The sequence below is a fragment of the Pseudomonas chlororaphis genome (assembly GCA_001023535.1).
In the GTDB taxonomy this organism is placed as follows: domain Bacteria; phylum Pseudomonadota; class Gammaproteobacteria; order Pseudomonadales; family Pseudomonadaceae; genus Aquipseudomonas; species Aquipseudomonas chlororaphis_E.
The window spans coordinates 4,411,362-4,437,789 of the sequence record CP011020.1 but is presented as its reverse complement, the minus strand read 5'-3'; the positions used below and the strand labels follow the sequence as shown (position 1 = coordinate 4,437,789).

General features: G+C 62.9%; 24 protein-coding genes and 1 other RNA gene. 20 read left to right on the top strand and 5 right to left on the bottom strand.

Annotated features, from left to right (window positions below; genetic code table 11):
• Nucleotides 1-10: 10 nt before the first annotated feature.
• The gene (locus VM99_19450) at nucleotides 11-421 is read left to right on the top strand and encodes a peptidase (protein AKK00141.1); all 411 of its coding nucleotides are present in this window, start codon (nucleotides 11-13) and stop codon (nucleotides 419-421) included.
• Nucleotides 422-1,021: 600 nt separating this feature from the next.
• Here VM99_19450 and VM99_19445 read toward each other — a convergent pair.
• The 3 genes from VM99_19445 to VM99_19435 form a co-directional block, all read right to left on the bottom strand.
• Nucleotides 1,022-1,432 (bottom strand): hypothetical protein, encoded by a 411-nt coding sequence (locus VM99_19445; GenBank protein AKK00140.1) that lies wholly within the window; start codon nucleotides 1,430-1,432, stop codon nucleotides 1,022-1,024.
• A 573-nt stretch (nucleotides 1,433-2,005) separates the two neighbouring features.
• Nucleotides 2,006-2,584 carry a phospholipid-binding protein gene (locus VM99_19440; GenBank protein AKK00139.1) on the bottom strand — a complete coding sequence of 193 codons (579 nt, stop codon included), beginning with the start codon at nucleotides 2,582-2,584 and terminating at the stop codon, nucleotides 2,006-2,008.
• The gene (locus VM99_19435) at nucleotides 2,581-3,174 is read right to left on the bottom strand and encodes a DnaA initiator-associating protein DiaA (protein AKK00138.1); all 594 of its coding nucleotides are present in this window, start codon (nucleotides 3,172-3,174) and stop codon (nucleotides 2,581-2,583) included. Before VM99_19435 ends, VM99_19440 begins: the two co-directional genes overlap by 4 nt.
• Nucleotides 3,175-3,272: 98 nt before the next feature.
• Between VM99_19435 and VM99_19430 the strand changes: the two genes are divergently transcribed.
• Nucleotides 3,273-3,638: a hypothetical protein gene (locus VM99_19430; protein AKK00137.1), complete on the top strand. Its 366-nt coding sequence runs from the start codon at nucleotides 3,273-3,275 to the stop codon at nucleotides 3,636-3,638.
• Nucleotides 3,639-3,649: 11 nt separating this feature from the next.
• Here VM99_19430 and VM99_19425 read toward each other — a convergent pair whose 3' ends face one another.
• Nucleotides 3,650-5,461, bottom strand: coding sequence for a lipoprotein (locus tag VM99_19425; GenBank protein AKK00136.1), 1,812 nt, complete (start codon nucleotides 5,459-5,461; stop codon nucleotides 3,650-3,652).
• Between the two features lie 208 nt (nucleotides 5,462-5,669).
• On the opposite strand from VM99_19425, the gene VM99_19420 reads away from it, so the two are divergent.
• The 18 genes from VM99_19420 (at nucleotide 5,670) to VM99_19340 (ending at nucleotide 25,149) form a co-directional block, all read left to right on the top strand.
• Nucleotides 5,670-6,575, top strand: coding sequence for a methyltransferase (locus tag VM99_19420; GenBank protein AKK00135.1), 906 nt, complete (start codon nucleotides 5,670-5,672; stop codon nucleotides 6,573-6,575).
• A gap of 74 nt (nucleotides 6,576-6,649) precedes the next feature.
• Nucleotides 6,650-7,003, top strand: an RNA gene (locus VM99_27780) — bacterial RNase P.
• Nucleotides 7,004-7,311: 308 nt separating this feature from the next.
• Nucleotides 7,312-7,767 carry a cell division protein MraZ gene (locus tag VM99_19415; GenBank protein ID AKK00134.1) on the top strand — a complete coding sequence of 152 codons (456 nt, stop codon included), beginning with the start codon at nucleotides 7,312-7,314 and terminating at the stop codon, nucleotides 7,765-7,767.
• Nucleotides 7,764-8,711 carry a 16S rRNA methyltransferase gene (locus VM99_19410; GenBank protein ID AKK00133.1) on the top strand — a complete coding sequence of 316 codons (948 nt, stop codon included), beginning with the start codon at nucleotides 7,764-7,766 and terminating at the stop codon, nucleotides 8,709-8,711. Before VM99_19415 ends, VM99_19410 begins: the two co-directional genes overlap by 4 nt.
• Nucleotides 8,708-9,001: a cell division protein FtsL gene (locus VM99_19405; protein AKK00132.1), complete on the top strand. Its 294-nt coding sequence runs from the start codon at nucleotides 8,708-8,710 to the stop codon at nucleotides 8,999-9,001. Before VM99_19410 ends, VM99_19405 begins: the two co-directional genes overlap by 4 nt.
• Nucleotides 8,998-10,740 (top strand): cell division protein, encoded by a 1,743-nt coding sequence (locus tag VM99_19400; protein ID AKK00131.1) that lies wholly within the window; start codon nucleotides 8,998-9,000, stop codon nucleotides 10,738-10,740. Before VM99_19405 ends, VM99_19400 begins: the two co-directional genes overlap by 4 nt.
• Nucleotides 10,740-12,203 (top strand): UDP-N-acetylmuramoylalanyl-D-glutamate--2,6-diaminopimelate ligase, encoded by a 1,464-nt coding sequence (locus VM99_19395; protein AKK00130.1) that lies wholly within the window; start codon nucleotides 10,740-10,742, stop codon nucleotides 12,201-12,203. The genes VM99_19400 and VM99_19395 overlap by 1 nt, the downstream gene beginning before the upstream one ends.
• On the top strand, nucleotides 12,196-13,563 hold the full coding sequence (locus VM99_19390) for a UDP-N-acetylmuramoyl-tripeptide--D-alanyl-D-alanine ligase (protein AKK00129.1): 1,368 nt from the start codon (nucleotides 12,196-12,198) through the stop codon (nucleotides 13,561-13,563). The genes VM99_19395 and VM99_19390 overlap by 8 nt, the downstream gene beginning before the upstream one ends.
• Nucleotides 13,563-14,645, top strand: coding sequence for a phospho-N-acetylmuramoyl-pentapeptide-transferase (locus VM99_19385; GenBank protein AKK00128.1), 1,083 nt, complete (start codon nucleotides 13,563-13,565; stop codon nucleotides 14,643-14,645). The genes VM99_19390 and VM99_19385 overlap by 1 nt, the downstream gene beginning before the upstream one ends.
• A gap of 5 nt (nucleotides 14,646-14,650) precedes the next feature.
• Nucleotides 14,651-15,997 (top strand): UDP-N-acetylmuramoyl-L-alanyl-D-glutamate synthetase, encoded by a 1,347-nt coding sequence (murD, locus tag VM99_19380; GenBank protein ID AKK00127.1) that lies wholly within the window; start codon nucleotides 14,651-14,653, stop codon nucleotides 15,995-15,997.
• Nucleotides 15,994-17,211, top strand: a complete 1,218-nt coding sequence (locus VM99_19375; GenBank protein AKK00126.1) for a cell division protein FtsW — start codon at nucleotides 15,994-15,996, stop codon at nucleotides 17,209-17,211. The genes murD and VM99_19375 overlap by 4 nt, the downstream gene beginning before the upstream one ends.
• On the top strand, nucleotides 17,201-18,271 hold the full coding sequence (murG, locus tag VM99_19370) for a UDP-diphospho-muramoylpentapeptide beta-N- acetylglucosaminyltransferase (protein ID AKK00125.1): 1,071 nt from the start codon (nucleotides 17,201-17,203) through the stop codon (nucleotides 18,269-18,271). Before VM99_19375 ends, murG begins: the two co-directional genes overlap by 11 nt.
• Nucleotides 18,264-19,724 carry a UDP-N-acetylmuramate--alanine ligase gene (gene murC / locus VM99_19365; protein ID AKK00124.1) on the top strand — a complete coding sequence of 487 codons (1,461 nt, stop codon included), beginning with the start codon at nucleotides 18,264-18,266 and terminating at the stop codon, nucleotides 19,722-19,724. The genes murG and murC overlap by 8 nt, the downstream gene beginning before the upstream one ends.
• The gene (locus tag VM99_19360; GenBank protein ID AKK00123.1) at nucleotides 19,721-20,686 is read left to right on the top strand and encodes a D-alanine--D-alanine ligase; all 966 of its coding nucleotides are present in this window, start codon (nucleotides 19,721-19,723) and stop codon (nucleotides 20,684-20,686) included. The genes murC and VM99_19360 overlap by 4 nt, the downstream gene beginning before the upstream one ends.
• A 3-nt stretch (nucleotides 20,687-20,689) precedes the next feature.
• Nucleotides 20,690-21,556, top strand: coding sequence for a cell division protein FtsQ (locus VM99_19355; GenBank protein AKK00122.1), 867 nt, complete (start codon nucleotides 20,690-20,692; stop codon nucleotides 21,554-21,556).
• 15 nt (nucleotides 21,557-21,571) lie between these two features.
• Nucleotides 21,572-22,831: a cell division protein FtsA gene (locus VM99_19350; GenBank protein AKK00121.1), complete on the top strand. Its 1,260-nt coding sequence runs from the start codon at nucleotides 21,572-21,574 to the stop codon at nucleotides 22,829-22,831.
• A gap of 100 nt (nucleotides 22,832-22,931) precedes the next feature.
• Nucleotides 22,932-24,125: a cell division protein FtsZ gene (locus tag VM99_19345; GenBank protein ID AKK00120.1), complete on the top strand. Its 1,194-nt coding sequence runs from the start codon at nucleotides 22,932-22,934 to the stop codon at nucleotides 24,123-24,125.
• Between the two features lie 112 nt (nucleotides 24,126-24,237).
• The gene (locus VM99_19340) at nucleotides 24,238-25,149 is read left to right on the top strand and encodes a UDP-3-O-(3-hydroxymyristoyl) glucosamine N-acyltransferase (protein AKK00119.1); all 912 of its coding nucleotides are present in this window, start codon (nucleotides 24,238-24,240) and stop codon (nucleotides 25,147-25,149) included.
• 57 nt (nucleotides 25,150-25,206) lie between these two features.
• Here VM99_19340 and VM99_19335 read toward each other — a convergent pair whose 3' ends face one another.
• A complete protein-coding gene (locus tag VM99_19335) occupies nucleotides 25,207-26,412 on the bottom strand; it encodes a transposase (protein AKK00118.1) in 1,206 nt (401 codons plus the stop codon).
• Between the last annotated feature and the right edge of the window lie 16 nt (nucleotides 26,413-26,428).

Genomic DNA, 26,428 nt, shown 5'->3' with positions numbered 1-26,428 from the left:
AGGAGCCGCTATGAACTCCAGTCGACCTTATCTGGTCCGCGCGCTCTACGAGTGGATTGTGGACAATGACTGTACCCCGCACATGCTGGTCAACGCCGAGTATCCATCGGTGCAGGTGCCACAGGGGTTTGCCAATGACGGGCAGATTGTCCTGAACGTTTCGCCGGCTGCCGTGCGCCATCTGCACATGGACAACGACGCCGTGAGTTTCGAAGGGCGCTTTGGGGGCGTGCCGCACACGCTGTTCGTGCCTATCGCCGCGATCCTGGGGATTTATGCTCGGGAGAACGGCCAGGGCATGGTGTTCGAGCTCGAAACGCCGCTGGACGGCGAGGAGGCCTTCGAGGCCGACGAGGACTTGCCGCCGGATGATGAGCCGCCACGGCCTAGTGGGCGGCCTAGTCTTAAGGTGGTGAAGTAGCGGGGCGCCGGTTTTTGATTGGTTGGTGTGTAGATCCGTTTCTGCGGTAACGGCTGCTTAGGGTTCCGCCCTTACGGCGGGTCACTTTCGAAAAGCGCGAAAGTAACCAAAGCGCTCTTGCCCCACCACTGGGCACCTCGCCAAGGCTCGGTGTTCCCTCACTCCGGCATTGCTCCGTGGGCCCGCCGCGAAGGGTCATCCATGACCCAGCGCGGCTATCCCGGCATCCATGCCGGGATGCCCATTACGCAATGCCTGCGTTCGGCCCTTGTGGTTAATGGGGCGTCTAAGATCAAAAGCCAGAGCCAGAGCCAGAGCCAGAGCCAAAGCCAAAGCCAAAGCCAAAGCCAAAGCCAAAGCCAAAGCCAAAGCCAAAGCCAAAGCCAAAGCCAAAGCCAAAGCCAAAGCCAAAGCCAAAGCCAAAGCCAAAGCCAAAGCCAAGCCAAAGCCAAGCCAAAGCGAGGCGGCCTAACGGTCGGTCTGACTTTTCCGGCCGTAGCTGAATCCTGTGGGAGCGAGCTTGCTCGCGAAGACGGTCTGACAGCCACCAATCTCTCAGGGTGTATTTCCAGTAAATCGAATGCCGTGGTCGAACGCAGCCTAGGATTGCGACACCCACCCCCTGTGGCGAGGGAGCTTGCTCCCGCTGGGCGGCAAAGCCGTCCCAAAACCAAGGACGCCTTCTTTCAGGAAAACCACCTGAACCCGCCCCACGACGGCTACGCCGCCGAGCGGGAGCAAGCTCCCTCGCCACAGGGGAGGGCTGTGCCTTCCTCGCCGTCCGCAAAATCCAAAGCCAAGCAGCAAGACGAAACCACCCAACGCGTGCTTGATCACTACTTGCTGCCGAAGTTGGATAAGTCCCAAGACGAACCAAAACCGGGCCAGGTATTCACCGTCGTGAAAGGCCTCGATAACGAATGCTTGCTCGCCAATCTGAGCGAAACCCTGTCCTCGGCGGACGCCATGGCCAACGAACTCGCATTCGACCTGGAAGGCTCGCGGCATCATTTGGCGCTTGGTATTCAGCCTAGCCCTCTGTGGGAGCGAGCTTGCTCGCGATAGCGTCAGGTCAGCAGTATTGATGTTGGCTGACACACTGCAATCGCGAGCAAGCTCGCTCCCACAGTTGGATTGAGGTGCAGCCGGAAAGTCAGGTCAGCCATTAGGCCGCCTCGCTCCTGCTCTGGCTTTTGCTTTTGCTTTTGATCTTAGGCGCCCCATAAACACAAGGGCCGAACGCAGGCATTGCGCAGTGGGCATCCCGGCATGGATGCCGGGATAGCCGCGCTGGGTCATGGATGGCCCTTCGCGGCGGGCCCACGGAGCAATGCCGGAGTGAGGGAACACCGAGCCTAGGCGAGGTGCCCAGTGGTGGGGCAAAGCGCTTTTGGTTACTTTTGGCTGGCCGGCACTCCGGGCTCTTCCAAAAGTGACCCGCCGTAAGGGCGGAACCCCAAGCAGCCGTTACCGAAGAAACGGATATTCACACAAACCACTCCCTCAAAAAAACGGCGCCCCCCTTATAAAGAAGCACCGTTTTTCCAGTCAAACCAAGCGCAGCATCAAGAACCGCCACTCCCCTCAGTCAATATACTCAAACAACTTCACAATCTTCTGCACCCCAGACACCCCTTGCACCAGATTGGTCGCCTGGGCGGCTTCCTGCTTGGTCAGCAAGCCCAGCAGATAAACGATGCCATTCTCAGTCACAACCTTGATCCGCGAGCCAGGAATGCTGGCGTCGGTGAGCATCTGGGTCTTGATCTTGGTGGTCAGCCAGGCATCGTTCTGGCGGGCCAGCAGCGAAGACGGTTGCAGGACCTGCAGTTCGTTGTGAACGGTCTTGACCCGCTGCACCGAGCTGGCGGCCTGTTCGGCCTTGGCCTTGAGGTCGGCGCGCGGGGTCTGGCCGGCCAGCAGCACAACGCCGTTGAAGCTGGTCACGACGATGTGCGAGTTGTTGTCCAGGTCCGGGTCGGCCTTGGCGATGTTCACGCCGGCCTTGGTTTCGATCAGCGAGTCGTCGATCTTGCTGCCGAAGGTACGGGTACCACGGTCGTCCTCGATCGGCTTCTCCCGGCTGGCATTAACCACCGAGGTGCAGCCGCTGATGCCGAGGCACAGGGTCAGGGCCAGAAGGCCCAGGCGATTAGGGGTCATTCTTCACTCCCGAATATTTGGCTGTCGATCAGGTCGCAGAGACAGTGGATCGCCAGCAGATGGACTTCCTGGATACGTGCGGTGACTTTGGCCGGTACGCGGATCTCGACATCCTCAGGCAGCAGCAGTGAAGCCATGCCGCCGCCGTCGCGACCGGTCAATGCTACGACAATCATTTCGCGATCATGTGCGGCCTGGATCGCTTGAATAATGTTGGCGGAGTTGCCGCTGGTGGAAATCGCCAGCAGCACATCGCCAGGTTGGCCCAAGGCGCGGATCTGTTTGGAGAAGACTTCGTTGTAGCTGTAGTCGTTGGCGATCGAGGTGATCGTCGAGCTGTCGGTCGTCAGCGCGATGGCTGGCAGGCTCGGGCGCTCGCGCTCGAAGCGGTTGAGCAGTTCGGACGAGAAGTGCTGGGCGTCGCCGGCCGAGCCGCCGTTGCCGCACGACAGCATCTTGCCCTCGTTGAGCAGGGCGTTGACCATCACCTGGCTGGCTTGCTCGATGTGTGGTGCAAGTACGTCCATCGCCTGTTGCTTGGTGTCGATACTGGCCTGAAAAAGCTGGCGAATTCGCGATTGCATGTCCATCTGTGTGACCTTAAGTAGCGCGGCTTATCGGCACAAACATGTGCGGCCCGCAAAGCAAAGAGCAATAAGTTGAGTGAAGGTTTCCGGCTCGGCTGGCCATGGGCGTCGACCGTTCAACTGTCGAAAGCGTTCTGCAGCCAGTTCAGCTGATCGGCGTCGCTGTCGATGGCAACCACGTCGAAGCGGCAGGGGTGATCGGCCCAGCGAGATTCGCGTTGCAGGAAATACTGTGCAGCGAAGACCAGCTTCTGGCGCTTGCGCGCGTCGATGCTGTCGAGCGCACCACCCCATTGGGTATTTTTTCTGTAGCGAACTTCAACGAATACTACTGTATCGCCGTCAAGCATGACCAGATCAAGCTCGCCGCGTTTGCACAACCAGTTCTGCGCGACCAGCCGCAGGCCCTGTTGCTGGAGATGCGCGAGGGCCTGGCCCTCGGCATCCCGTCCGCTTTGCTGGCGTGATCGGTCGGGCATCAGCGCTGGGTGTCCGGCAAGCGCTGTACCTGGCCGTTGACGAACTGGGCCCACGGCAACTGGCGTTGAATGCGTTGGGACGGGGACACGGCCAGGCTGCCCGACAGGCCTTCGATGCGGCTGTCCGGCAGTGCCTTGAGCTGGCCCAGGCGAGGTGCCAGGCGGTAGGCGTCCACACCCATCGCGTACAGGCGGCCCAGGCTGCCACCGGCCTGCGGCCACTGGGCGGTGACCTGCTTGCGCAGCGGATCGTTGGCGTCGAGCAACCATGGCGTCTCGCAGAAGCGAATGCCGTTCATGTCGTTGTACTGGTTCTGGTCGCCGCTGGCGCTGAACACCTGGGACGTCGCGTAGACCGGCACGTCACCGGCGTATTGGAAGTTCAGGGTCGGCTTGATCTGCTGGGCCTGCTGCGGCGTCGACGCCAGGAAGATGAACTCGATGTCCTGGCGGCGGGACGGCTGGGCGGCAACGTTGGTGCCCACGGTGTTCTGCAGGCTCTTGGCGCGACCTTCGCTCTGGCGCAGTTGGAACATGTCGGCGATCTGCTGGGCCAGTTGCACCGGTTGGTCAACGCGCTCAGTGGCGATGATGGTGCCGCCGTTGCCCTGCCAGTCCTGGCTGAAGGCTTTCAGGACGCGGTCGCCCCATTCACCCTTCGGCACCATGACGGCGGCGCGGTGCAGACCGTCGGCGCGAGCGCGACGGGCCACTTCGCGGGCTTCATCCTCAGGCGCCAGGCCGAACTGGAACAGTTGGGCGGGACCTTGCTCGCCTTCGCTGTAGTTCAGCGCCAGGGTAGTGATCGGCAATTGCGCGCGGGCGCTGATCTGCTTGACCAGGGGTTTCTCCAGCGGGCCGACCACCAATTGCACGCCGTCGGCCTGGGCCTTGCGGTAGAACTCGTCCATGGAGGTCAGGCTGGAGCTGTCATACAGCTGGATGGCCGGCGGGTTCTGCCCGGCTTGTTGGGCCTGATAATGGGCGGCCAGGAAACCCTCGCGCAGCGCCTTGGCGACCGAGGCCAGCGGGCCGTTCTGCGGCAGCAGCAGGGCGATCTTGCTCAGCGGCTGGCTCGCCAGCGCCTTGAGCTTGACCAGTGGCGTCGGCAGCTGAAGGGCGGCGGGGTGCTTTGGATTCTGTTCGCGCCAGTGATCGATGGCCGCCTGCTGCTGTTCCAGGGTGCCGGCAGTCTTCACCGCCTGGGCCAGGCTCAGCCAGCCACCCAGGTCATCGTTGGAGGTCGGTTGCAGTTGGTCGGTGGGCAGCGAGGCGATCAGCGACCAGATGGCTTCGTGGTTCTTTGCCGCCGCGTCGTTCTCCAGCAGGGGCGCGATGAAGATGCGTTCCTTGGCGGCGGCCAGAGTCTGGCCATCGGCCTCCAGGGCGCGGGCACGTACGGTGCCGGTGCGGACCTGTTGCTCCACCGGCATTTCGCTCAGGTGTTGCAGGCTAGGATGGCTCAGTGCCGTCAGGGCGGCCTTGGGCTGGTTGCGGGTCATCGCCAGTTCGGCCGACAGCGTGCTGGCGAAAATCTGCTGGCCGGGCTTGAGTTGTTCCATCGGTACTTGTTGCAGGATCTGCGCGGACTGGCCGGCATTGCCCTGGCGGTAGGCCAGGTCGGCGGCGCTCAGGCGCAGCAGCGCGGCTTTTTCCGGCGTTTTGCTTTGGGCGGCCTGTTCGAGCAACTGCTCGATACTGGCATCCGGGGTCCGTGGAAGTTCGCCAAGGCTGGAGGAGGGCGAGCTGGCGCAGGCCGCCAGGAGGGCAGCGAGGCAGAGGGCGGAGAACAGCCGCAGGCAAGCGATCATGTAAGTGTTCCTGATACGAGATCAAATTAGCGTCGAATTGTACCCAAGCACTGGCCGGGGCGCGATGTTAGTGGCGTGAATCGGTCAATTTAGGTATTTCAAAGAGTGCGGTGCAGCACAAAAGACAGGTATTGCCCTGTGGTGCGGGAACAAGCTCCCTCGCCACAACGGCTTACGTGAACAGCCGAGACGTCCTGCACACGCTACAATGGCGGCTTTTACCGATCATGAGGTGTGCGTTTTGACTGCTCCAGGTGCTTTGAATTCCGCTGCCGGCTCGCTTTATGTGGTGGCGACGCCCATCGGCAACCTGGACGATATCAGCGCCCGGGCGCTGAAAATCCTGCAGGACGTGGCCCTCATCGCCGCCGAAGACACGCGCCATTCCCTGCGCCTGCTGCAGCATTTCGGCATCTCCACGCCATTGGCGGCCTGCCATGAGCACAACGAGCGAGACGAAGGCAGCCGTTTCATTACCCGGCTGTTGGCCGGTGACAACGTCGCGCTGATCTCCGACGCGGGCACGCCGCTGATTTCCGACCCAGGCTATCACCTGGTACGCCAGGCCCGCGCCGCCGGCATCAACGTGGTGCCGGTGCCGGGGGCGTGCGCCTTGATCGCGGCATTGTCGGCGGCGGGCCTGCCGTCGGATCGTTTCATCTTCGAAGGCTTTCTGCCGGCCAAGGCGGTGGGGCGTCGGGCGCGCCTGGAGGCTATAAAGGAAGAGCCGCGCACGCTGATCTTCTATGAAGCGCCGCACCGCATCCTCGAATGCCTGCAGGACATGGAGCTGGTATTCGGTGCCGAGCGGCCGGCGTTGCTGGCCCGCGAATTGACCAAGACCTTCGAGACACTCAAAGGCTTACCCCTGGCGCAGTTGCGCGCCTTCGTCGAAAGCGACAGCAACCAGCAGCGCGGCGAGTGCGTCGTGCTGGTGGCGGGCTGGACGCCGCCGGACAGTGAAGATGCGGTCAGCAGCGAAGCGATGCGCATCCTCGACCTGCTGCTGGAGGAAATGCCGCTCAAGCGCGCCGCTGCCCTCGCGGCGCAGATTACCGGCGAGCGCAAGAACGTGTTGTACCAGGTCGCGCTGGATAAACAGAAGGGGCAATGAAACCGGGGCGCCGGGCTGGCCAAAGGCTTTTAGCGCTTGTTCTTCGGGCGCTCTACCGTTAACCTTCGCGGCGGAGAGTCGATCGGACAGTCGCTGCCCTCTATGAGAATTAGAGGGGGGAGGAAAGTCCGGGCTCCATAGGGCGAAGTGCCAGGTAATGCCTGGGAGGCGTGAGCCTACGGAAAGTGCCACAGAAAATAACCGCCTAAGCGTTTCGGCGCCGGTAAGGGTGAAAAGGTGCGGTAAGAGCGCACCGCACGGCTGGCAACAGTTCGTGGCTAGGTAAACCCCACTTGGAGCAAGACCAAATAGGGTCCCAAGGCGTGGCCCGCGCTGGGACCGGGTAGGTTGCTAAAGATGTCCAGTGATGGCCATCGTAGACGAATGACTGTTCAAGACAGAACCCGGCTTACAGATCGACTCTCCACCTTTTCCCTTCCTGCCTGAATCACTGGCAGACGCAATTCCTAAGACCAAAAAAATCTTACTCTTAATAAATCACTTTAACTTGTGCGCGCAGCTTCCTGTGCCTGCTCGGGTTGGGGTGAAAATTCCTACGTCAGATTCCCGTTAACCCTTCTGAAACGCTCCTAAATCTCCGATCTATAAGGCTTTTCCTGCAATCCGTGCCTTGACGGTGCGGTGGGCGCATTCCTATAGTGTGCGCAAGTGGCGGAAAGTGGCATGAAGTGGGTTTTTTTGAAGGTAAAACGCCAAAAAGTGGAGAAACGCTGACGTGTTTCGCGGAGCCAACGCTATCAGTCTCGATGCAAAAGGCCGTCTCGCCATGCCGAGCCGGTATCGTGACGAGCTCGTTTCGCGAAGTTCGGGACAATTAATCGTCACGATCGACGCCGTTGACCCATGTCTGTGCGTTTACCCTCTGGATGAGTGGGAAATCATCGAAACCAAACTGCGCGCACTGCCTTCGCTGCGTGAAGAAAACCGCCGGCTGCAGCGTTTGCTGATCGGTAATGCCGTCGATCTCGAGCTCGACGGCAGCGGTCGTTTCCTGGTTCCACCGCGTCTGCGCGAATACGCCAAGTTGGACAAGCGCGCGATGCTGGTCGGCCAGCTGAACAAGTTCCAGCTATGGGACGAAGATGCCTGGAATGCGGTTTCTGCCGCTGACCTTGCTGCTATTCAACAACCGGGCGCCATGCCTGACGAACTGCGTGATTTGATCCTGTGACTACTGATAGCGGCTTTAACCACATCACCGTACTGCTTGACGAGGCCGTCGAGGCGCTCGCGGTACGTCCTGATGGCTGCTATCTGGACGGCACGTTCGGTCGCGGCGGGCACAGCCGGTTGATCCTCAGCCAGCTGGGGCCGGGTGGTCGCCTGCTGGGATTCGACAAAGATCCTCAAGCGATTGCCACCGGGCAAGCGCTGGCGGCCGAAGACGGCCGCTTTGTCGTTGTGCAGCGCAGCTTTGCCGAGCTGGGCGCGGAGGTCGCTGGGCGCGGCCTGGCCGGCAAGGTCAGTGGCGTGTTGCTCGACCTGGGCGTGTCTTCGCCGCAGTTGGACGACCCGGAGCGCGGTTTCAGTTTCCTCAACGACGGCCCGCTGGACATGCGCATGGACCCGTCCCGGGGCATCAGCGCCGCCGAATTCGTCAACACCGCCTCGGTAGAAGAAATCGCCCGCGTCTTCAAGGAATACGGTGAAGAGCGTTTCTCCGGGCGCATGGCTCGTGCCGTGGTCGAGCGCCGCGACATCAAGCCTTTCGAACGCACTGGCGATCTGGCCGAGGTGCTCAAGGTTGCCAACCCAGCCTGGGAGAAGGGCAAGAACCCGGCGACCCGGGCTTTCCAGGGTTTGCGCATTCACGTCAATAATGAACTGGGCGACCTCGAGGCCGGCCTCGAAGCGGCGCTCGACGCCCTGGAAGTCGGCGGCCGGCTGGTGGTGATCAGCTTCCACTCCCTGGAAGATCGCATCGTCAAGCTGTTCATGCGCAAGCTCACCAAGGGCGAGGCCGATAATCTGCCACGCAACCTGCCGGTGCGTTTCGAAGCCTTTGTGCCGAAAATCAAGATCCACGGCAAGGCGCAGTTCGCCTCCGAAGCCGAACTCAAGGCCAACCCGCGTGCCCGCAGTGCGGTCATGCGTGTCGCGGAGAAGTTGCGGTGAGCAAGCTCTTCGCCAAGCCCCTGCCAGGCGGCAGCTTTTTCATGCTGCTGCTGTTCATCGGCGTGCTCGTGTCGGCCATCGGCGTGTCCTATAGCGCGCACTGGAACCGGCAGTTGCTCAATACCCTCTACAACGAACTCAGCGTGCGCGACAAGGCGCAGGCCGAGTGGGGGCGATTGATCCTGGAGCAGAGCACCTGGACCGCCCATAGCCGCATCGAAGTACTGGCCACCGAACAACTGAAAATGCGCATTCCCGGCGCTGCCGAAGTGCAGATGGTGGCGCCATGATGAAGCTCGAAGGGGCATTGTTCCCGTGGCGGTTCCGCCTGGTCCTGGGGTTGCTCGGGATCATGGTGGCGGCGATTTCCTGGCGCATCATCGACCTGCAGGTCGTCGACCGTGACTTCCTCAAGGGGCAAGGCGACGCGCGCAGCGTGCGGCACATTCCGATCCCGGCCCACCGTGGCCTGATCACCGACCGCAATGGCGAGCCGTTGGCGGTGAGTACCCCTGTGACCACATTGTGGGCCAACGCCAAGGAAATGCAGTTGGCCAAGGAGAAGTGGCCAGCGCTGGCAGCCGCCCTCGGGCAGGACCCCAAGGCCCTGGCCGAACGTCTTGAAGCCCAGGCCAACAAAGAATTCATCTACCTGGTGCGCGGGCTGACGCCTGAGCAAGGCCAGAGCGTGCTCGACCTGAAAGTGCCGGGCGTCTATGGCATTGAAGAGTTCCGGCGGTTCTACCCGGCCGGTGAAGTCACGGCCCATATGGTCGGCTTTACCGACATCGATGACCGCGGCCGCGAAGGGGTCGAGCTGGCCTACGATGAATGGCTCGCTGGCGTCGCCGGCAAGCGCCAGGTCATCAAGGATCGGCGCGGCAGGCTGATCAAGGATGTCCAGGTCACCAAAAACGCCAAGGCCGGCAAGCCCTTGGCGTTGTCCATTGACCTGCGCCTGCAATACCTGGCCAACCGCGAACTGCGCAATGCCATCGTCGAGAACGGTGCCAAGGCCGGCAGCCTGGTGATCATGGACGTGAAGACCGGCGAGATCCTGGCCATGGTCAACCAGCCGACCTACAACCCGAACAACCGTCGCAACCTGCAGCCGGCGATGATGCGCAACCGCGCGATGATCGACGTATTCGAGCCGGGTTCGACCATGAAGGCCGTGTCGATGGCCGCCGCCCTGGAAACCGGTCGCTGGAAGCCGAGCGATACCGTCGAGGTGTACCCAGGCACTTTGCAGATCGGCAAATACACCATTCGTGACGTGTCCAAGACCGAAGGCCCGGTGCTCGACCTGACCGGCATCCTGATCAACTCCAGTAACGTGGGCATGAGCAAGATCGCCTTCGACATTGGCGGCGAGACCATCTACCGCCTGGCGCAGAAGATCGGCCTCGGCCAGGACACCGGCCTGGGCTTCCCGGGCGAACGGGTCGGCAACCTGCCCAACTACCGCGACTGGCGCAAGGCCGAGACGGCCACGCTGTCCTACGGCTACGGCGTTTCGGTGACAGCGATCCAGTTGGTCCACGCGTTTTCCGCGCTGGCGAACAACGGGCGCATCGCGCCGCTGACCCTGATCAAGACCGACAAGGCCCCGCAGACCACCCAGGTGATCCCGGAGAACGTCGCGAAGACCATGCAGGGCATGCTGCAACAGGTGATCGAGGCGCCCCGGGGCGTCTTCCGTGCCCAGGTGCCGGCGTACCATGTCGCCGGTAAATCCGGTACGGCCCGCAAGACTTCCGTGGGCACCAAGGGCTATGCCGAGAACTCCTACCGTTCGTTGTTTGCCGGCTTCGGTCCGATGAGCGATCCGCGCTACGCCATCGTCGTGGTCATCGACGAACCGAGCAAGGCTGGTTACTTCGGTGGCCTGGTTTCGGCGCCGGTGTTCAGCAAAGTGATGTCCGGCACCCTGCGCCTGATGAACATCACCCCGGATAACCTGCCGCCGACGCAGCAAGCCAGTACCGCACCGGTCGTTCCCTTGAAAGCCGAAGGAGGGCGCGGCTGATGTCCCTGAGCCTGAACAAGATTTTTGCCCATGCCGGGCACGACCTGCTGATTCGCGAGCTGGCCCTGGACAGTCGTAATGTGCGTGCCGGCGATCTGTTCCTGGCGGTGCCGGGCGCCCGTTTCGATGGCCGTGCCCATATCGCCGACGCCCTCCAGCGTGGCGCGGCGGCCGTGGCCTATGAAGTGCAGGGCGCGACGGTGTTGCCGATCACCGACGTCCCGCTGATTCCGGTCAAGGGCCTGGCGGCCCAACTGTCGGACATCGCCGGGCGCTTCTATGGCGACCCGAGCCGCCACCTGAACCTGATTGGCGTGACCGGCACCAACGGCAAGACCAGCGTGACCCAACTGGTGGCCCAGGCCCTGGACCTGCTCGGCCAGCACTGCGGCATTGTCGGAACCCTGGGCAGCGGGTTCCATGGCGCCTTGGCCAGCGGCCTGCACACCACGCCGAACCCGATCGCCGTGCAAGCGACCCTGGCCGACCTGAAGAAGGCCGGTGCCAAGGCCGTCGCGATGGAAGTGTCCTCCCATGGCCTGGATCAGGGACGCGTGACCGCGCTGGCGTTCGATGTCGCCGTGCTGACCAACCTGTCCCGCGATCACCTGGACTACCACGGCACCATGCAGGCCTACGGCGAAGCCAAGGCCAAGCTCTTCGCCTGGAATGACCTGAAATGCCGGGTCATCAACATCGACGACGCGTTCGGCCGGCAACTGGCCGCCGACTCGCACGAGTCCCGGCTGATCACCTACAGCCTGGAAGACGCGGGTGCCTACCTCTATGTACGCCAGGCCCAGTTCGATGACGAGGGCGTGCGCGCCACGTTGGTCACGCCCCAGGGCGAACACCATTTGCGCAGCACCTTGCTCGGTCGCTTCAACCTGAGCAACGTACTGGCCGCCATCGGCGCCTTGCTGGGCCTGGACTACGCGCTGGACGAAATCCTCAAGGTCCTGCCCAAGCTCGAAGGCCCGGCCGGGCGCATGCAGCGCCTGGGTGGCGGCACGCAACCGCTGGTGGTGGTCGACTACGCCCATACGCCCGATGCGCTGGAAAAAGTTTTGATGGCCCTGCGGCCCCATGCCAAGGGCAAGTTGCTGTGCCTGTTCGGCTGCGGCGGCGATCGCGATCGCGGCAAGCGCCCGCTGATGGCCGAAGTGGTCGAGCGGCTGGCCGACGGCGTGCTGGTCACCGATGACAACCCACGGACCGAAAACCCGTTGCAGATTTTCGACGACATCCGTGCCGGATTCTCGGTGGCGGATAACGTCACCTTCGTGGCCGGTCGCGGCCAGGCCATCGCCCAGTTGATCGCCGGCGCTTCGGCGGACGACGTGATCGTGCTGGCCGGCAAGGGCCACGAGGACTACCAGGAAATCAACGGCGTGCGCCATGCCTTCTCCGACCTGGTGGAAGCGGATCACGCCCTGACCGCGTGGGAGGTGGCCCATGCTTAAGGCCCTGACGCTCAGCGAATTGACCAGCGCCCTGAATGCGCGCCTCATCGCCGCGGACGCCACCTTCAACGGCGTCAGCATCGACAGCCGGGCCATTGTGCCGGGCCAGTTGTTCGTCGCCCTGACCGGCCCGCGCTTCGACGGCCACGATTACCTGAACGACGTAGCGACCAAAGGTGCAGTCGCGGCGCTGGTCGAGCGCGAAGTGACCAACAGCGCGCTGCCACAGTTGCTGGTCGACGACACGCGCCAGGCCCTGGGCCAACTCGGTGCGCTGAATCGCGCGGCGTATGGCAACCCGGTCGCGGCCATCACCGGCTCCAGCGGCAAGACCACGGTCAAGGAAATGCTGGCCAGCATCCTGCGCACCCGTGGGCCGGTGCTGGCGACCCGGGGCAACCTGAACAACGACCTCGGCGTGCCACTGACCCTGCTGGAGCTGGCACCGGAGCACACGGCCGCGGTCATCGAGCTGGGCGCTTCGCGGCTCGGCGAAATCGCCTACACAGTGGGCCTGACCCAGCCGCACGTGGCGGTGCTGAACAATGCCGGGACCGCCCACGTCGGCGAGTTCGGCGGGCCGGACAAGATCGTCGAGGCCAAGGGTGAGATCATCGAAGGGCTGCAAGCCGATGGCATCGCCGTGCTGAACCTGGACGACAAGGCCTTCGAAATCTGGAAGACCCGGGCGGGCGAACGCAAGGTGCTGACCTTTGCCTTGAGCAACCTCGCCGCCAATTTCTACGCCAGCGACCTGGACCGTGACGCACGCGGCTGCCCGGCGTTCAACCTGCACAGCCCCGACGGGGCCGAGCGGGTGCAGTTGAACCTGCTCGGCACCCATAACATTGCCAACGCCCTGGCCGCAGCGGCGGCGGCCCATGCCCTGGGCGTGTCTCTGCCAGGCATCGTCGCCGGGCTGAACGCGGTGCAACCGGTCAAGGGCCGTTGCGTCGCGCAGTTGGCCAGCAACGGCATGCGGGTCATCGACGACACCTACAACGCCAACCCGACGTCCATGTGCGCGGCGGTGGATATCCTCGCCGGTTTTACCGGTCGCACCGTGCTGGTACTGGGAGATATCGGCGAGTTGGGCGATTGGGCCCAGCAGGGCCACCACGATGTGGGGGCCTATGCCCGCGGCAAGGTCGACGCGTTGTACGCCGTCGGCCCGATGATGGCCCACGCGGTCGCCGCCTTTGGCGAGAACGCCCGGCACTTCACCACCCAGGCCGAGCTGATCCAGGCGCTGGGCGCGGAGCAGGATCCGAACACCACCTTATTGATCAAGGGCTCGCGTAGCGCTGCGATGGAAAACATCGTCGCGGCGCTGTGCGGCACCCGTATGGAGAAACATTAATGCTGCTGCTGCTAGCGGAGTACCTGCAACAGTTCTACAAAGGCTTCGCGGTCTTCCAGTACCTGACCCTGCGCGGGATCCTGGGTGTGCTGACCGCGCTGTCGTTGTCGCTGTTCCTGGGCCCGTGGATGATCCGCACCTTGCAGAACCTGCAGATCGGCCAGTCGGTGCGTAACGACGGCCCGCAATCGCACCTGTCCAAATCCGGCACCCCAACCATGGGCGGCGCGCTGATCCTGTCGTCCATTGGCATCAGTACCCTGCTCTGGGCCGACCTGGCGAACCGCTATGTCTGGGTCGTGCTGCTGGTGACCCTGTTTTTCGGTGCCATCGGCTGGGTCGATGACTACCGCAAGGTCATCGAGAAGAACTCCCGTGGGCTGCCCAGTCGCTGGAAGTATTTCTGGCAATCGGTGTTTGGCCTCGGCGCGGCGATCTTCCTTTATATGACCGCTGCTTCGCCGGTGGAAACCACCCTGATCCTGCCGATGCTCAAGGACTACAGCATTCCACTGGGCGCCGGCTTCATCGTGCTGACCTACCTGGTCATCGTCGGTTCGAGCAACGCGGTCAACCTCACCGATGGCCTCGACGGCCTGGCGATCATGCCGACGGTGATGGTCGGCGGCGCGTTGGGGATCTTCTGCTACCTGTCGGGTAACGTGAAATTCGCCGAATACCTGCTGATCCCTTATGTACCGGGGGCGGGCGAGCTGATCGTGTTCTGCGGCGCGCTGATCGGTGCCGGCCTGGGCTTCCTGTGGTTCAACACCTACCCGGCACAAGTCTTCATGGGTGACGTCGGCGCGCTGGCGCTGGGCGCGGCCCTGGGCACCATCGCCGTCATCGTCCGCCAGGAAATCGTCCTGTTCATCATGGGCGGCGTGTTCGTGATGGAAACCCTGTCAGTCGTCATTCAGGTTGCGTCGTTTAAATTGACCGGCCGCCGCGTATTCCGCATGGCGCCGATTCACCACCACTTTGAACTCAAGGGCTGGCCCGAGCCGCGCGTGATCGTCCGTTTCTGGATCATCACCGTGATTCTGGTGCTGATCGGCCTTGCCACCCTGAAACTGAGGTAGAACGCGTGTCCCTGATCGCTTCCGACCATTTCCGCATCGTTGTCGGCCTCGGCAAGAGCGGCATGTCCCTGGTTCGCTTCCTGGCGAACCGGGGCGTGTCGTTTGCCGTCGCCGACACGCGGGAAAATCCGCCTGAGCTGGCCACGCTGCGGCGTGACTATCCGCAGGTGGACGTGCGTTGTGGCGACCTGGACGTCGAGTTTCTGTGCCGCGCCGACGAGCTCTACGTGAGCCCCGGCCTGGCCCTGGCGACCCCGGCCCTGCAAGCGGCTGCGGCCCGTGGGGTGAAGCTGTCCGGCGACATCGAACTATTCGCGCGCAACGCCAAGGCGCCCATCATCGCCATCAGCGGTTCCAATGCGAAAAGCACCGTCACCACCCTGGTGGGCGAGATGGCGGCCGCGGCCGGCAAGCGGGTCGCCGTGGGCGGCAACCTCGGTACACCGGCGCTGGATCTGCTCAGTGACGACGTCGAGCTGTACGTGATGGAGCTGTCCAGCTTCCAGCTCGAAACCACCGACCACCTGGGCGCTGAAGTGGCCACCGTGCTGAACATCAGCGAAGACCACATGGACCGCTACAGCGGCCTGCCGGCTTACCACCTGGCCAAGCACCGGATCTTCCGCGGCGCCCGGCAGGTGGTGTTCAACCGCCAGGATGCCCTGACCCGTCCGCTGCTGGGCGAGGGCTTGCCGTGCTGGTCGTTCGGCCTGGGCGTGCCGGATTTCAAGGGGTTCGGGTTGCGGGAAGAGAACGGCGAGAAATACCTGGCCTTCGAATTCCAGAACCTGATGCCGGTGCGCGAACTGAAGATCCGTGGCGCCCACAACCAGGCCAACGCATTGGCCGCCCTGGCCCTCGGGCACGCCGTCGGCCTGCCGTTCGACGCCATGCTCTCGGCGCTGCGCACTTTCGCCGGCCTCGAGCACCGCTGCCAGTGGGTGCGCGACCTCGATGGCGTGGCCTGGTACAACGACTCCAAGGCCACCAACGTCGGCGCCGCCCTGGCGGCGATCGAAGGGCTGGGTGCGGACATCGAAGGCAAGCTCGTGCTGATCGCCGGTGGCGACGGCAAGGGTGCCGACTTCAAGGACCTGCGTGACCCGGTGGCGGCCAACTGCCGCGCCGTGGTGCTGATGGGCCGTGACCGCGAATTGATCGCCCAGGCGCTCGGCGACGCCGTGCCGCTGGTTCGCGTCGCCTCCCTCGACGAAGCGGTGCAGCAATGCCGCGCCCTGGCTCAACCCGGCGATGCCGTCCTGTTGTCGCCGGCCTGCGCCAGTTTCGACATGTTCAAGAATTACGAAGAACGCGGACAGCTGTTCGCCCGGGCCGCGGAGGACTTGGCATGAGCCTGATGAATGTCATCAAGCCATACCCGTCGCCGCTGATCACCGGGCGTGGCATCGACCTGGATTTCCCGATGCTCGCCGGTTGCCTGGCCCTGCTGGGCCTGGGCCTGGTGATGATCACCTCGGCGTCCTCGGAAGTGGCCGCGGTGCAATCGGGCAACACGCTCTATCACATGATCCGCCACCTGATTTACCTGGTGATCGGCCTCGGTGCCTGCGTGGTCACCATGATGGTGCCGATCGCCACGTGGCAGCGCCTGGGCTGGATGATGCTGCTCGGCGCCTTCGGCCTGTTGGTGATGGTGCTGGTGCCGGGCATCGGCCGCGAGGTCAACGGTTCGATGCGCTGGATCGGCTTCAGCTTCTTCAACGTACAGCCCTCGGAAATCGCCAAGGTCTTCGTGGTGATCTTCCTGGCCGGTTACCTGGTGCGGCGCCAGAAAGAAGTGCGCGAAAGCTGGATGGGTTTCTTCAAGCCGTTCATCGTGTTGTTGCCGATGGCTGGCCTGCTGCTGATGGAGCCGGACTTCGGCGCCACGGTGGTGATGATGGGCGCGGCCGCGGCGATGCTGTTCCTCGGTGGCGTCGGGCTGTTCCGCTTCATCCTGATGGTGGCGCTGGCGGTGGCGGCCGTGACCGTGCTGGTGCAGGCGCAGCCCTATCGGATGGCGCGACTGATTACCTTCACCGATCCGTGGGCCGACCAGTTCGGGTCCGGCTACCAGTTGACCCAGGCACTGATTGCCTTCGGGCGTGGCGAATGGCTGGGCGTGGGCCTGGGCAACAGCGTGCAGAAGCAGTTCTACCTGCCGGAAGCCCACACCGACTTCGTGTTCTCGGTGCTGGCCGAAGAGCTGGGTGTGGTGGGTTCGCTGTGCACCGTGGCGCTGTTCGTGTTCGTTTGCGTGCGCGGCATGTACATCGGCTTGTGGGCCGAGAAAGCCAAGCAGTTTTTTGCCGCCTACGTGGCGTATGGGCTGTCTTTCCTGTGGATCGGCCAGTTCCTGATCAACATCGGCGTGAACGTCGGCCTGCTGCCGACCAAGGGTCTGACGCTGCCGTTCCTCAGTTATGGCGGCAGCTCCCTGGTGATCTGCTGTGCCTGCCTCGGCTTGTTGCTGCGCATCGAATGGGAAAGTCGAACCCACCTGGGCAGCGAAGAGATGGAATTCCACGAGAGCGACTTCGCCGAGGAGCCGACTCATGGGCGCTAACGTGCTGATCATGGCCGGCGGAACCGGCGGGCATGTCTTCCCGGCGCTGGCCTGTGCCCGGGAGTTCCAAGCGCGCGGCTACACCGTGCACTGGCTGGGTACGCCGCGGGGTATCGAAAACGAGCTGGTGCCTGGCGCCGGCCTGGAGCTGCACCGGATCAACGCCAGCGGTCTGCGGGGCAAGGGCAAGCTGTCGCTGCTCAAGGCACCGCTGATGCTGCTCAAGTCGGTCTGGCAGGCGCGGGCGATCATCCGTCGGTTGCGGCCGGTCTGCGTGGTCGGGTTTGGCGGTTATGTGACCGGCCCGGGTGGCCTCGCGGCCAAACTGGCCGGCGTGCCGGTGATCGTTCACGAGCAGAACGCCGTGGCCGGTACCGCCAATCGGTTACTGGTGCCGTTGGCCGCCCGGGTCTGTGAAGCGTTTCCCGACACCTTTACCCTGTCGGGCAGCCGCCGCACCACCGGTAATCCGGTGCGTACCGAGCTGTTTCTCGATACACCGCGCCCAGCCCTGGCTGGACGCAAGGCGCGCTTGCTGGTCCTGGGCGGAAGCCTGGGGGCAGAGCCGTTGAACAAACTGCTGCCCGAAGCCCTCTCGCAGGTCGCCCCCGACCTGCGCCCGGAAGTGTTTCACCAGGCCGGCAAAAACCACGATGAAGTGACTGCCGAGCGCTATCGCGCCGCTGGCGTCGAGGCGCAGGTGCAGCCGTTCATCAAAGACATGGCCCAAGCCTATGGCTGGGCCGACCTGGTGATCTGCCGCGCAGGCGCGTTGACCATCAGCGAACTGGCTGCCGCCGGTCTGCCCTCGATGCTGGTGCCTTTGCCTCACGCCATCGACGACCACCAGACCCGCAATGCCGATTATTTGGCCCGTGAAGGCGCAGCCTTCCTGATGCCGCAAAGAACGACTGGCGCCGCGGATCTTGCCGCCCGCCTGACAGAGGTTTTGATGCAGCCGCAACGACTTGAAGACATGGCCCGCGCCGCGCGCCGCCTGGCCAAACCCGATGCTACGGCCCAAGTGGTCGACACCTGCCTGGAGGTGGCCCATGGTTGAGAATCGCAAAGCCATGCCGCAGCCGGAAATGCGCCGCATCCGCCGTATCCACTTCGTCGGTATCGGCGGCGTGGGCATGTGCGGGATTGCCGAGGTGTTGCTGAACCTGGGCTACCAGGTCTCGGGTTCCGACCTGAAGGCGTCCCCGGTCACCGAGCGCCTGGAAACCTTCGGCGCCCAGATTTTCATCGGCCACCGCGCCGAGAACGCCGCCAATGCCGACGTGCTGGTGGTGTCCAGCGCCGTGAACACGTCCAACCCGGAGGTCGCCACCGCCCTGGAACGGCGTATTCCCGTGGTGCCGCGTGCCGAAATGCTGGCCGAGCTGATGCGCTACCGCCACGGCATCGCCGTCGCCGGGACCCACGGCAAGACCACCACCACCAGCCTGATCGCCTCGGTGTTCGCCGCCGGTGGCCTGGACCCGACCTTCGTGATCGGTGGTCGCCTCAATGCCGCGGGCACCAATGCCCAGCTGGGCACCAGCCGCTACCTGATCGCCGAAGCCGACGAAAGCGATGCCAGCTTCCTGCATCTGCAACCGCTGGTGGCCGTGGTCACCAACATCGACGCCGACCACATGGCGACCTACGACGGCGACTTCAACAAGTTGAAGAAAACCTTCGTCGAATTCCTGCACAACCTGCCGTTCTATGGGTTGGCGGTGGTGTGCCTGGACGATCCGGTGGTGCGCGAGATCCTGCCGTTGATCAAGCGTCCGACCGTCACCTACGGGTTCAGCGAAGAAGCCGACGTACGTGCCATCAACGTGCGCCAACAAGGCATGCAGACCTTCTTCACCGTGCTGCGCCCCGACCGTGAGCCGTTGGACGTGTCGGTGAACATGCCGGGCAACCACAACGTGCTCAACTCGCTGGCCACCATTTGCATCGCCACCGATGAAGGCGTCAGCGATGAAGCCATCGTCCAGGGCCTGTCCGGGTTCCAGGGCGTGGGCCGGCGCTTCCAGGTCTACGGCGAGCTGCCGGTGGACGGCGGCAACGTGATGCTGGTGGACGACTACGGCCATCACCCAACCGAAGTCGCGGCGGTGATCAAGGCCGTGCGCGGTGGTTGGCCGGAGCGGCGCCTGGTGATGGTCTATCAGCCGCACCGCTACAGCCGTACACGGGACCTGTACGACGATTTCGTCCAGGTGCTGACCGACGCCAACGTGCTGCTGTTGATGGAAGTCTATCCGGCCGGCGAAGAGCCGATCCCCGGTGCCGACAGCCGCCAGCTGTGCCACAGCATCCGCCAGCGCGGCCAGCTGGACCCGATCTACATCGAGCGTGGCGTAGACCTCGCGCCGCTGGTCAAGCCGCTGCTGCGTGCCGGCGACATCCTGCTGTGCCAGGGCGCCGGTGACATCGGCGGGCTGGCCCCGAAACTGTTGAAAAGTCCGTTATTCGCCGGTGCCATCGTGGCCTCCAGCGAGGGGAAACTGAAATGACTGCTGCCTACGCCAACCTGGTCTCGACCCTCGACCCGAAAGCCTTCGGCCGCGTTGCCGTGCTGTTCGGTGGCAAGAGCGCCGAGCGCGAGGTGTCCCTCAAATCTGGCAACGCCGTGCTGCAAGCCCTGCAAAGCGGCGGTGTCGACGCGTTCGGCATCGACGTGGGCGATGACTTTCTGCAACGCCTGCTGAGCGAAAAGATCGACCGCGCGTTCATCATTCTCCACGGTCGCGGCGGTGAAGACGGCAGCATGCAAGGCCTGCTCGAGTGCCTGGGCATCCCCTACACCGGCAGCGGCATCCTGGCTTCGGCCCTGGCGATGGACAAACTGCGCACCAAGCAGGTCTGGCACAGCCTCGGCATTCCGACGCCACGTCACGCGGTGCTGGCGAGCGAGGCCGATTGTATTTCTGCGGCCACGGAACTGGGCTTCCCGCTGATCGTCAAACCGGCTCATGAAGGTTCAAGTATCGGCATGGCGAAAGTGAATTCGCTGCCTGAGTTGACCACGGCATGGAAAGACGCCAGCGCCTACGATTCGCAAGTGTTGGTCGAGCAGTGGATCGCCGGTCCCGAGTTCACCATCGCCACCCTGCGTGACCAGGTGTTGCCGCCAATTGCGCTGGGCACGCCGCACACGTTCTACGACTACGACGCCAAGTACGTCGCCAACGATACCCAGTACCGCATTCCCTGCGGACTGGACAGCGCCAAGGAAAAAGAACTGATGGACCTCACGGCCAAGGCCTGTGAGGCGCTGGGTATCGCCGGTTGGGGCCGTGCGGACGTGATGCAGGACGCCAATGGGCAATTCTGGTTCCTGGAAGTCAACACCGCCCCCGGCATGACCGATCACAGCCTGGTGCCGATGGCGGCGCGTGCCGCCGGCCTGGACTTCCAGCAACTGGTGCTGTCGATCCTGGCGGCCAGTGTCGGCCCGCAAGAGCCAAGAGGTTAAGCCATGCAAGGCGCATCGCTTCGTCATCAGCCATCCGCACCCGGTCGCAAGCCGGTGCCGCGGGGTGCCAGCCGAATGGTGGCCAAGGAGCCGATGTCGGCGCGCTTGCCGAAAGCCAACTTTGGTTTTCTCAAGAGCCTGTTCTGGCCGGTACTGCTGGTGGCGTTGGGGTTCGGTACGTACGAAGGGGCCCAGCGGCTGCTGCCTTATGCCGACCGGCCGATCGCCCGGATCAACGTGCAGGGCGACCTGAGTTACATCAGCCAGCAGGCGGTGCAGCAGCGGATCGCGCCATTCGTGGCGTCGAGCTTCTTCACCATCGACCTGGCGGGCATGCGCACGGAACTGGAGCAGATGCCCTGGATCGCCCATGCCGAGGTCCGGCGCGTGTGGCCCGACCAGGTGTCGATCCGCCTGGAAGAGCAGCTTCCGGTGGCCCGTTGGGGCGACGAGTCGCTGTTGAACAACCAGGGCCAGGCGTTCACGCCTCGGGAACTGGCCAATTATGAACATTTGCCACAACTGTTCGGTCCACAGCGGGCCCAACAGCAAGTGATGCAGCAGTACCAGGTGTTGAGCCAGATGTTGCGGCCCTTGGGCTTCTCCATCGCGCGCCTGGAGTTGCGTGAGCGCGGCAGTTGGTTCCTGACCACTGGCGCGGGCAGCTCGGGGCCGGGCATCGAGCTGCTGCTCGGTCGCGGCAACCTGGTGGAAAAGATGCGCCGCTTCATTGCCATCTATGACAAGACGCTCAAAGAACAGATTACGAACATTGCGCGCATCGATCTGCGCTACGCCAACGGCCTGGCTGTTGGCTGGCGGGAACCTGTAGCGCCGACGACGGCCGAACCCGCCGTCGCGAAGAATTAAGAAGAGGCAGGACCCATGGCAAACGTGCAAAGCGGAAAAATGATCGTCGGTCTGGATATCGGCACTTCCAAGGTGGTAGCGCTGGTAGGCGAGGTCGCGGACGACGGCACGCTGGTCATCGTCGGGATCGGTACCCATCCGTCCCGTGGTTTGAAGAAAGGCGTGGTGGTGAACATCGAGTCCACCGTGCAATCGATCCAGCGCGCCATCGAAGAAGCGCAGCTGATGGCCGGTTGCCGGATCCACTCGGCGTTCGTCGGCGTGGCGGGCAATCACATCCGCAGCCTGAACTCCCACGGCATCGTCGCGATTCGTGATCGCGAAGTCAGCTCCGCGGACCTTGAGCGCGTGCTCGATGCGGCCCAGGCCGTGGCGATCCCGGCCGACCAGCGGGTGCTGCACACCCTGCCGCAGGACTACGTGATCGACAACCAGGAAGGCGTCCGCGAGCCCCTGGGCATGTCCGGCGTGCGCCTGGAAGCCAAGGTCCACGTGGTCACCTGCGCCGTGAACGCCGCGCAGAACATCGAGAAGTGCGTGCGCCGCTGCGGCCTGGAAATCGACGACATCATCCTCGAGCAACTGGCCTCGGCCTACTCGGTGCTGACCGACGACGAGAAAGAGCTGGGCGTGTGCCTGGTGGACATCGGCGGCGGCACTACCGACATCGCGATCTTCACCGAAGGCGCCATCCGCCACACCGCCGTGATCCCGATTGCCGGCGACCAGGTGACCAACGACATCGCCATGGCGTTGCGCACTCCGACCCAGTACGCCGAGGAAATCAAGATTCGCTACGCCTGTGCCCTGGCGAAACTGGCCGGCGCCGGTGAAACCATCAAGGTGCCAAGCGTCGGCGACCGTCCGCCGCGCGAGCTGTCCCGCCAGGCCCTGGCCGAAGTGGTCGAGCCGCGTTACGACGAACTGTTCACCCTGATCCAGGCCGAACTGCGTCGCAGCGGCTACGAGGACCTGATCCCGGCCGGCATCGTGCTGACCGGCGGCACCTCGAAGATGGAAGGCGCGGTCGAGCTGGCCGAGGAAATTTTCCACATGCCGGTGCGCCTGGGCGTGCCCCATGGCGTCAAGGGCCTGGATGACGTGGTGCGCAACCCGATCTATTCCACCGGCGTGGGTCTGTTGATGTACGGCCTGCAGAAGCAGTCCGACGGCATCTCGTTCTCAGGCATCGGCAGCCGCGACAGCTACAACAGCGAAGAGGCCAAGGCGCCGCTGCTGGAGCGGTTGCAGGCTTGGGTCAAAGGCAATTTCTGATACAGGTTTCAAGCTTCAGGCGACGAGTTTCAGGCTTGGCGCCGGAAGACGGCAGCAAACGCAGTAGGCGAAAAAACTAGAGAATGAAAGGAGAGGGAAAATGTTCGAACTCGTAGACAACATCCCCGCTAGCCCGGTTATCAAGGTAATCGGTGTCGGCGGTGGCGGCGGCAACGCTGTCAACCACATGGTCAAGAGCAACATCGAGGGCGTCGAGTTCATCTGCGCCAACACCGATGCTCAAGCGCTGAAAAACATCGGCGCGCGGACCATCCTGCAACTGGGTACCGGCGTGACCAAGGGCCTGGGTGCTGGCGCGAATCCCGAGGTTGGCCGTCAGGCTGCCCTGGAAGACCGCGAACGCATCGCTGAAGTCCTGGCTGGCACCAACATGGTGTTCATCACCACGGGCATGGGCGGCGGTACCGGTACCGGTGCAGCGCCGATCATTGCCGAAGTGGCCAAGGAGATGGGTATCCTCACCGTTGCCGTGGTGACCCGTCCGTTCCCGTTCGAAGGCCGCAAGCGCATGCAGATCGCCGATGAAGGCATCCGCGCGCTGAGCGAAAGCGTCGACTCGTTGATCACCATCCCCAACGAGAAGCTGCTGACCATCCTGGGTAAGGACGCCAGCCTGCTGTCGGCTTTCGCCAAGGCCGATGACGTACTGGCCGGTGCCGTTCGCGGTATCTCCGACATCATCAAGCGTCCGGGCATGATCAACGTCGACTTCGCCGACGTGCGCACCGTGATGTCCGAAATGGGCATGGCGATGATGGGCACTGGCTGCGCCAGCGGTCCGAACCGTGCGCGCGAAGCGACCGAAGCGGCCATCCGCAACCCGTTGCTCGAAGACGTCAACCTGCAGGGCGCTCGCGGCATCCTGGTGAACATCACTGCAGGTCCCGACCTGTCCCTGGGCGAGTACTCCGACGTGGGTAGCATCATCGAAGCCTTCGCCTCCGACCACGCCATGGTCAAGGTCGGCACCGTGATCGACCCCGACATGCGCGACGAGCTGCACGTGACCGTGGTTGCCACCGGCCTAGGCGCGAAAATCGAGAAGCCGATGAAGGTGATCGACAACACCGTACAGACCGCCATGGCCTCCCAGCCACAGCAACAGGCCCCCGTTCGTCAGGAACAGCCTGCGGTGAACTACCGTGACCTGGACCGTCCGACCGTCATGCGCAACCAGGCCCAGGCCGGTGCTGCGACTGCCGCGAAGATGAATCCGCAAGACGATCTGGATTACCTGGACATCCCGGCATTCCTGCGTCGTCAGGCCGATTGATGAAATGTATCAGGGGGATACGGGTGATTGGTGTTCAGCAAAGGTCTGGTCTGCTATCATCGCCAGCCTTTGTTGATACCAGTTCGCAATTTGCGCTGAAGCGGCCCATGCCATGATTAAACAACGCACCCTGAAGAATATTATCCGTGCCACAGGTGTCGGTCTGCACTCGGGCGAGAAGGTCTACCTGACCCTCAAGCCCGCGCCTGTCGATACCGGCATCGTGTTTTGTCGTGCCGACCTCGACCCTGTGGTGCAGATTCCTGCTCGCGCGGAAAACGTTGGTGAAACCACCATGTCGACCACCTTGGTCAACGGTGACACCAAAGTGGATACGGTGGAGCATTTGCTCTCGGCCATGGCTGGCCTGGGCATCGATAACGCCTACGTCGAGCTCTCCGCGTCCGAAGTCCCGATCATGGATGGCAGTGCCGGACCCTTCGTATTCCTGATTCAATCGGCTGGCCTGGAAGAACAGGACGCGGCCAAGAAGTTCATCCGCATCCTGCGGGAAGTGACCGTGGAAGATGGCGACAAGCGCGCCACTTTCGTTCCTTTCGAAGGTTTCAAGGTGAGCTTCGAGATCGATTTCGATCACCCGGTTTTCCGGGACCGCACCCAGAGTGCAAGCGTGGACTTTTCCAGCACTTCGTTCGTAAAAGAAGTCAGCCGCGCCCGTACCTTTGGCTTCATGAGTGACATCGAGTACCTGCGCAAGCACAACCTCGCACTCGGCGGCAGCGTGGAAAACGCGATCGTGGTCGATTCCGATGGCGTGTTGAACGAAGACGGCCTTCGTTATGAAGACGAGTTCGTCAAACACAAGATCCTCGATGCAATCGGCGACCTCTACCTGCTGGGCAATAGCCTGATTGGTGAGTTCAAGGGCTTCAAGTCCGGCCACGCACTGAACAACCAGCTGCTGCGCAAGTTGATTGAGCAGAAAGATGCTTGGGAAGTCGTGACGTTCGAAGACGCCAGCACCGCACCAATCTCTTACATGCGCCCTGTCGCGGCCGTGTAAGCAAAAAACCTCTCTAGTTTTTAAAGGCTGCCTTAGGGTGGCCTTTTTTTAGGTTCATCACGGATTGCCGGGAAAGACGCTCTTGATCTTCATGAAAAAGAATTCGCTATCCCGGTAACCGTACGCCATCCGCTTGATGACCTTTATTCGATTGTTTATTCCTTCCAACTGACCGGTGTGCATCGGCCAGCGAACCCGGCTCACGATGCCCCGCCAGTAACCCTTTAGCCGTTTGGCGAACTGGATCAGAGCCGGTATTTCGCTTTCATGCGCATGACGCAGCCATTGCTTCCAGGCCGCTCGCCAACCCCAGGCAGTACTCGGCGTCCAGAGTGTTTTGAGTTCAGCCTTCATCAAATAGACCGTCATCAACGCTTGGTTGGCCGCCAGCAGATCCTCCAGGCGGACCTGTTGCTCCGGTGTTTTCAAGTTCTGCGGATTGCGCAGCAACAGCCATCGCGCCTGCTTGATGACCTTGCGGGCAGGCTTGTCGTGACGCAACCGGTTAGCCTCGTCGACGCGGACCCGATCAATCACCTCTCGGCCATATTTGGCCACCACATGGAAAAGGTCGTAGACCACTCGCGCGTTGGGACAGTGCTGGCGAACCTCCAGGTCAAAAGCGGTGTTCATGTCCATCGCCACCGCTTCGATGCGAGCACAACCCTCGGGTCCCAGTTCTTCGAAGAAAGGCCTGACCGCCGCTCGGCTGCGGCCTTCACCGATCCACAGCACGCGTCGTGTGTCCGCATCCAGGACCACGCTGGCGTAACGATGACCTTTGAACAGGGCGAACTCGTCCATCACCAGGCGTCGCGGTTGCGCCTTTGGCAAAACGCTCAACGCCGCTTGCAAGGCTCGACGCTCCAGCAACCGAACGGTGTCCCAATGCAGCCCGAACAGTTGAGCCACGTGCAGTGTGGGGAGGCGTTCGCAGGCCTGAATGACCGCCTCGGCCAAACGGCGCGTCATGCGGGCATAGCGGTCCAGCCAACTGACGGCCTCCATGCGTTTACCGCAGTCACGACAGCCCACCCGCCTGAGCAACACGCTCAGGCGTACCGCACGACCGAGAATCGGCAGGTCACGAACGGTACGCTCGCAATACTCATGAGTGGTTGAACAGGGTTTCTGGCACCCGCCGCAGGATGGGAATCGGGTGGGATGGGGAATCAGATCGATTTGTAGATCGTCGCCATCAGGCTTGATCGTGACGACAGAAAAGCCCTCCCAAAAAGGAAGGAAAGTATTAATATCGCGCATAAGAACGCCGGTTTGT

Coding starts and splice junctions, on each gene's coding strand:
- VM99_19450 (AKK00141.1), top strand. CDS start 11: ATGAACTCCAGTCGACCTTATCTGGTCCGCGCGCTCTACGAGTGGATT.
- VM99_19445 (AKK00140.1), bottom strand. CDS start 1,432: ATGATGCCGCGAGCCTTCCAGGTCGAATGCGAGTTCGTTGGCCATGGC.
- VM99_19440 (AKK00139.1), bottom strand. CDS start 2,584: ATGACCCCTAATCGCCTGGGCCTTCTGGCCCTGACCCTGTGCCTCGGC.
- VM99_19435 (AKK00138.1), bottom strand. CDS start 3,174: ATGGACATGCAATCGCGAATTCGCCAGCTTTTTCAGGCCAGTATCGAC.
- VM99_19430 (AKK00137.1), top strand. CDS start 3,273: ATGGGCGTCGACCGTTCAACTGTCGAAAGCGTTCTGCAGCCAGTTCAG.
- VM99_19425 (AKK00136.1), bottom strand. CDS start 5,461: ATGATCGCTTGCCTGCGGCTGTTCTCCGCCCTCTGCCTCGCTGCCCTC.
- VM99_19420 (AKK00135.1), top strand. CDS start 5,670: ATGGCGGCTTTTACCGATCATGAGGTGTGCGTTTTGACTGCTCCAGGT.
- VM99_19400 (AKK00131.1), top strand. CDS start 8,998: ATGATGAAGCTCGAAGGGGCATTGTTCCCGTGGCGGTTCCGCCTGGTC.
- VM99_19395 (AKK00130.1), top strand. CDS start 10,740: ATGTCCCTGAGCCTGAACAAGATTTTTGCCCATGCCGGGCACGACCTG.
- VM99_19390 (AKK00129.1), top strand. CDS start 12,196: ATGCTTAAGGCCCTGACGCTCAGCGAATTGACCAGCGCCCTGAATGCG.
- VM99_19385 (AKK00128.1), top strand. CDS start 13,563: ATGCTGCTGCTGCTAGCGGAGTACCTGCAACAGTTCTACAAAGGCTTC.
- VM99_19375 (AKK00126.1), top strand. CDS start 15,994: ATGAGCCTGATGAATGTCATCAAGCCATACCCGTCGCCGCTGATCACC.
- murG (AKK00125.1), top strand. CDS start 17,201: ATGGGCGCTAACGTGCTGATCATGGCCGGCGGAACCGGCGGGCATGTC.
- murC (AKK00124.1), top strand. CDS start 18,264: ATGGTTGAGAATCGCAAAGCCATGCCGCAGCCGGAAATGCGCCGCATC.
- VM99_19360 (AKK00123.1), top strand. CDS start 19,721: ATGACTGCTGCCTACGCCAACCTGGTCTCGACCCTCGACCCGAAAGCC.
- VM99_19355 (AKK00122.1), top strand. CDS start 20,690: ATGCAAGGCGCATCGCTTCGTCATCAGCCATCCGCACCCGGTCGCAAG.
- VM99_19350 (AKK00121.1), top strand. CDS start 21,572: ATGGCAAACGTGCAAAGCGGAAAAATGATCGTCGGTCTGGATATCGGC.
- VM99_19345 (AKK00120.1), top strand. CDS start 22,932: ATGTTCGAACTCGTAGACAACATCCCCGCTAGCCCGGTTATCAAGGTA.
- VM99_19340 (AKK00119.1), top strand. CDS start 24,238: ATGATTAAACAACGCACCCTGAAGAATATTATCCGTGCCACAGGTGTC.
- VM99_19335 (AKK00118.1), bottom strand. CDS start 26,412: ATGCGCGATATTAATACTTTCCTTCCTTTTTGGGAGGGCTTTTCTGTC.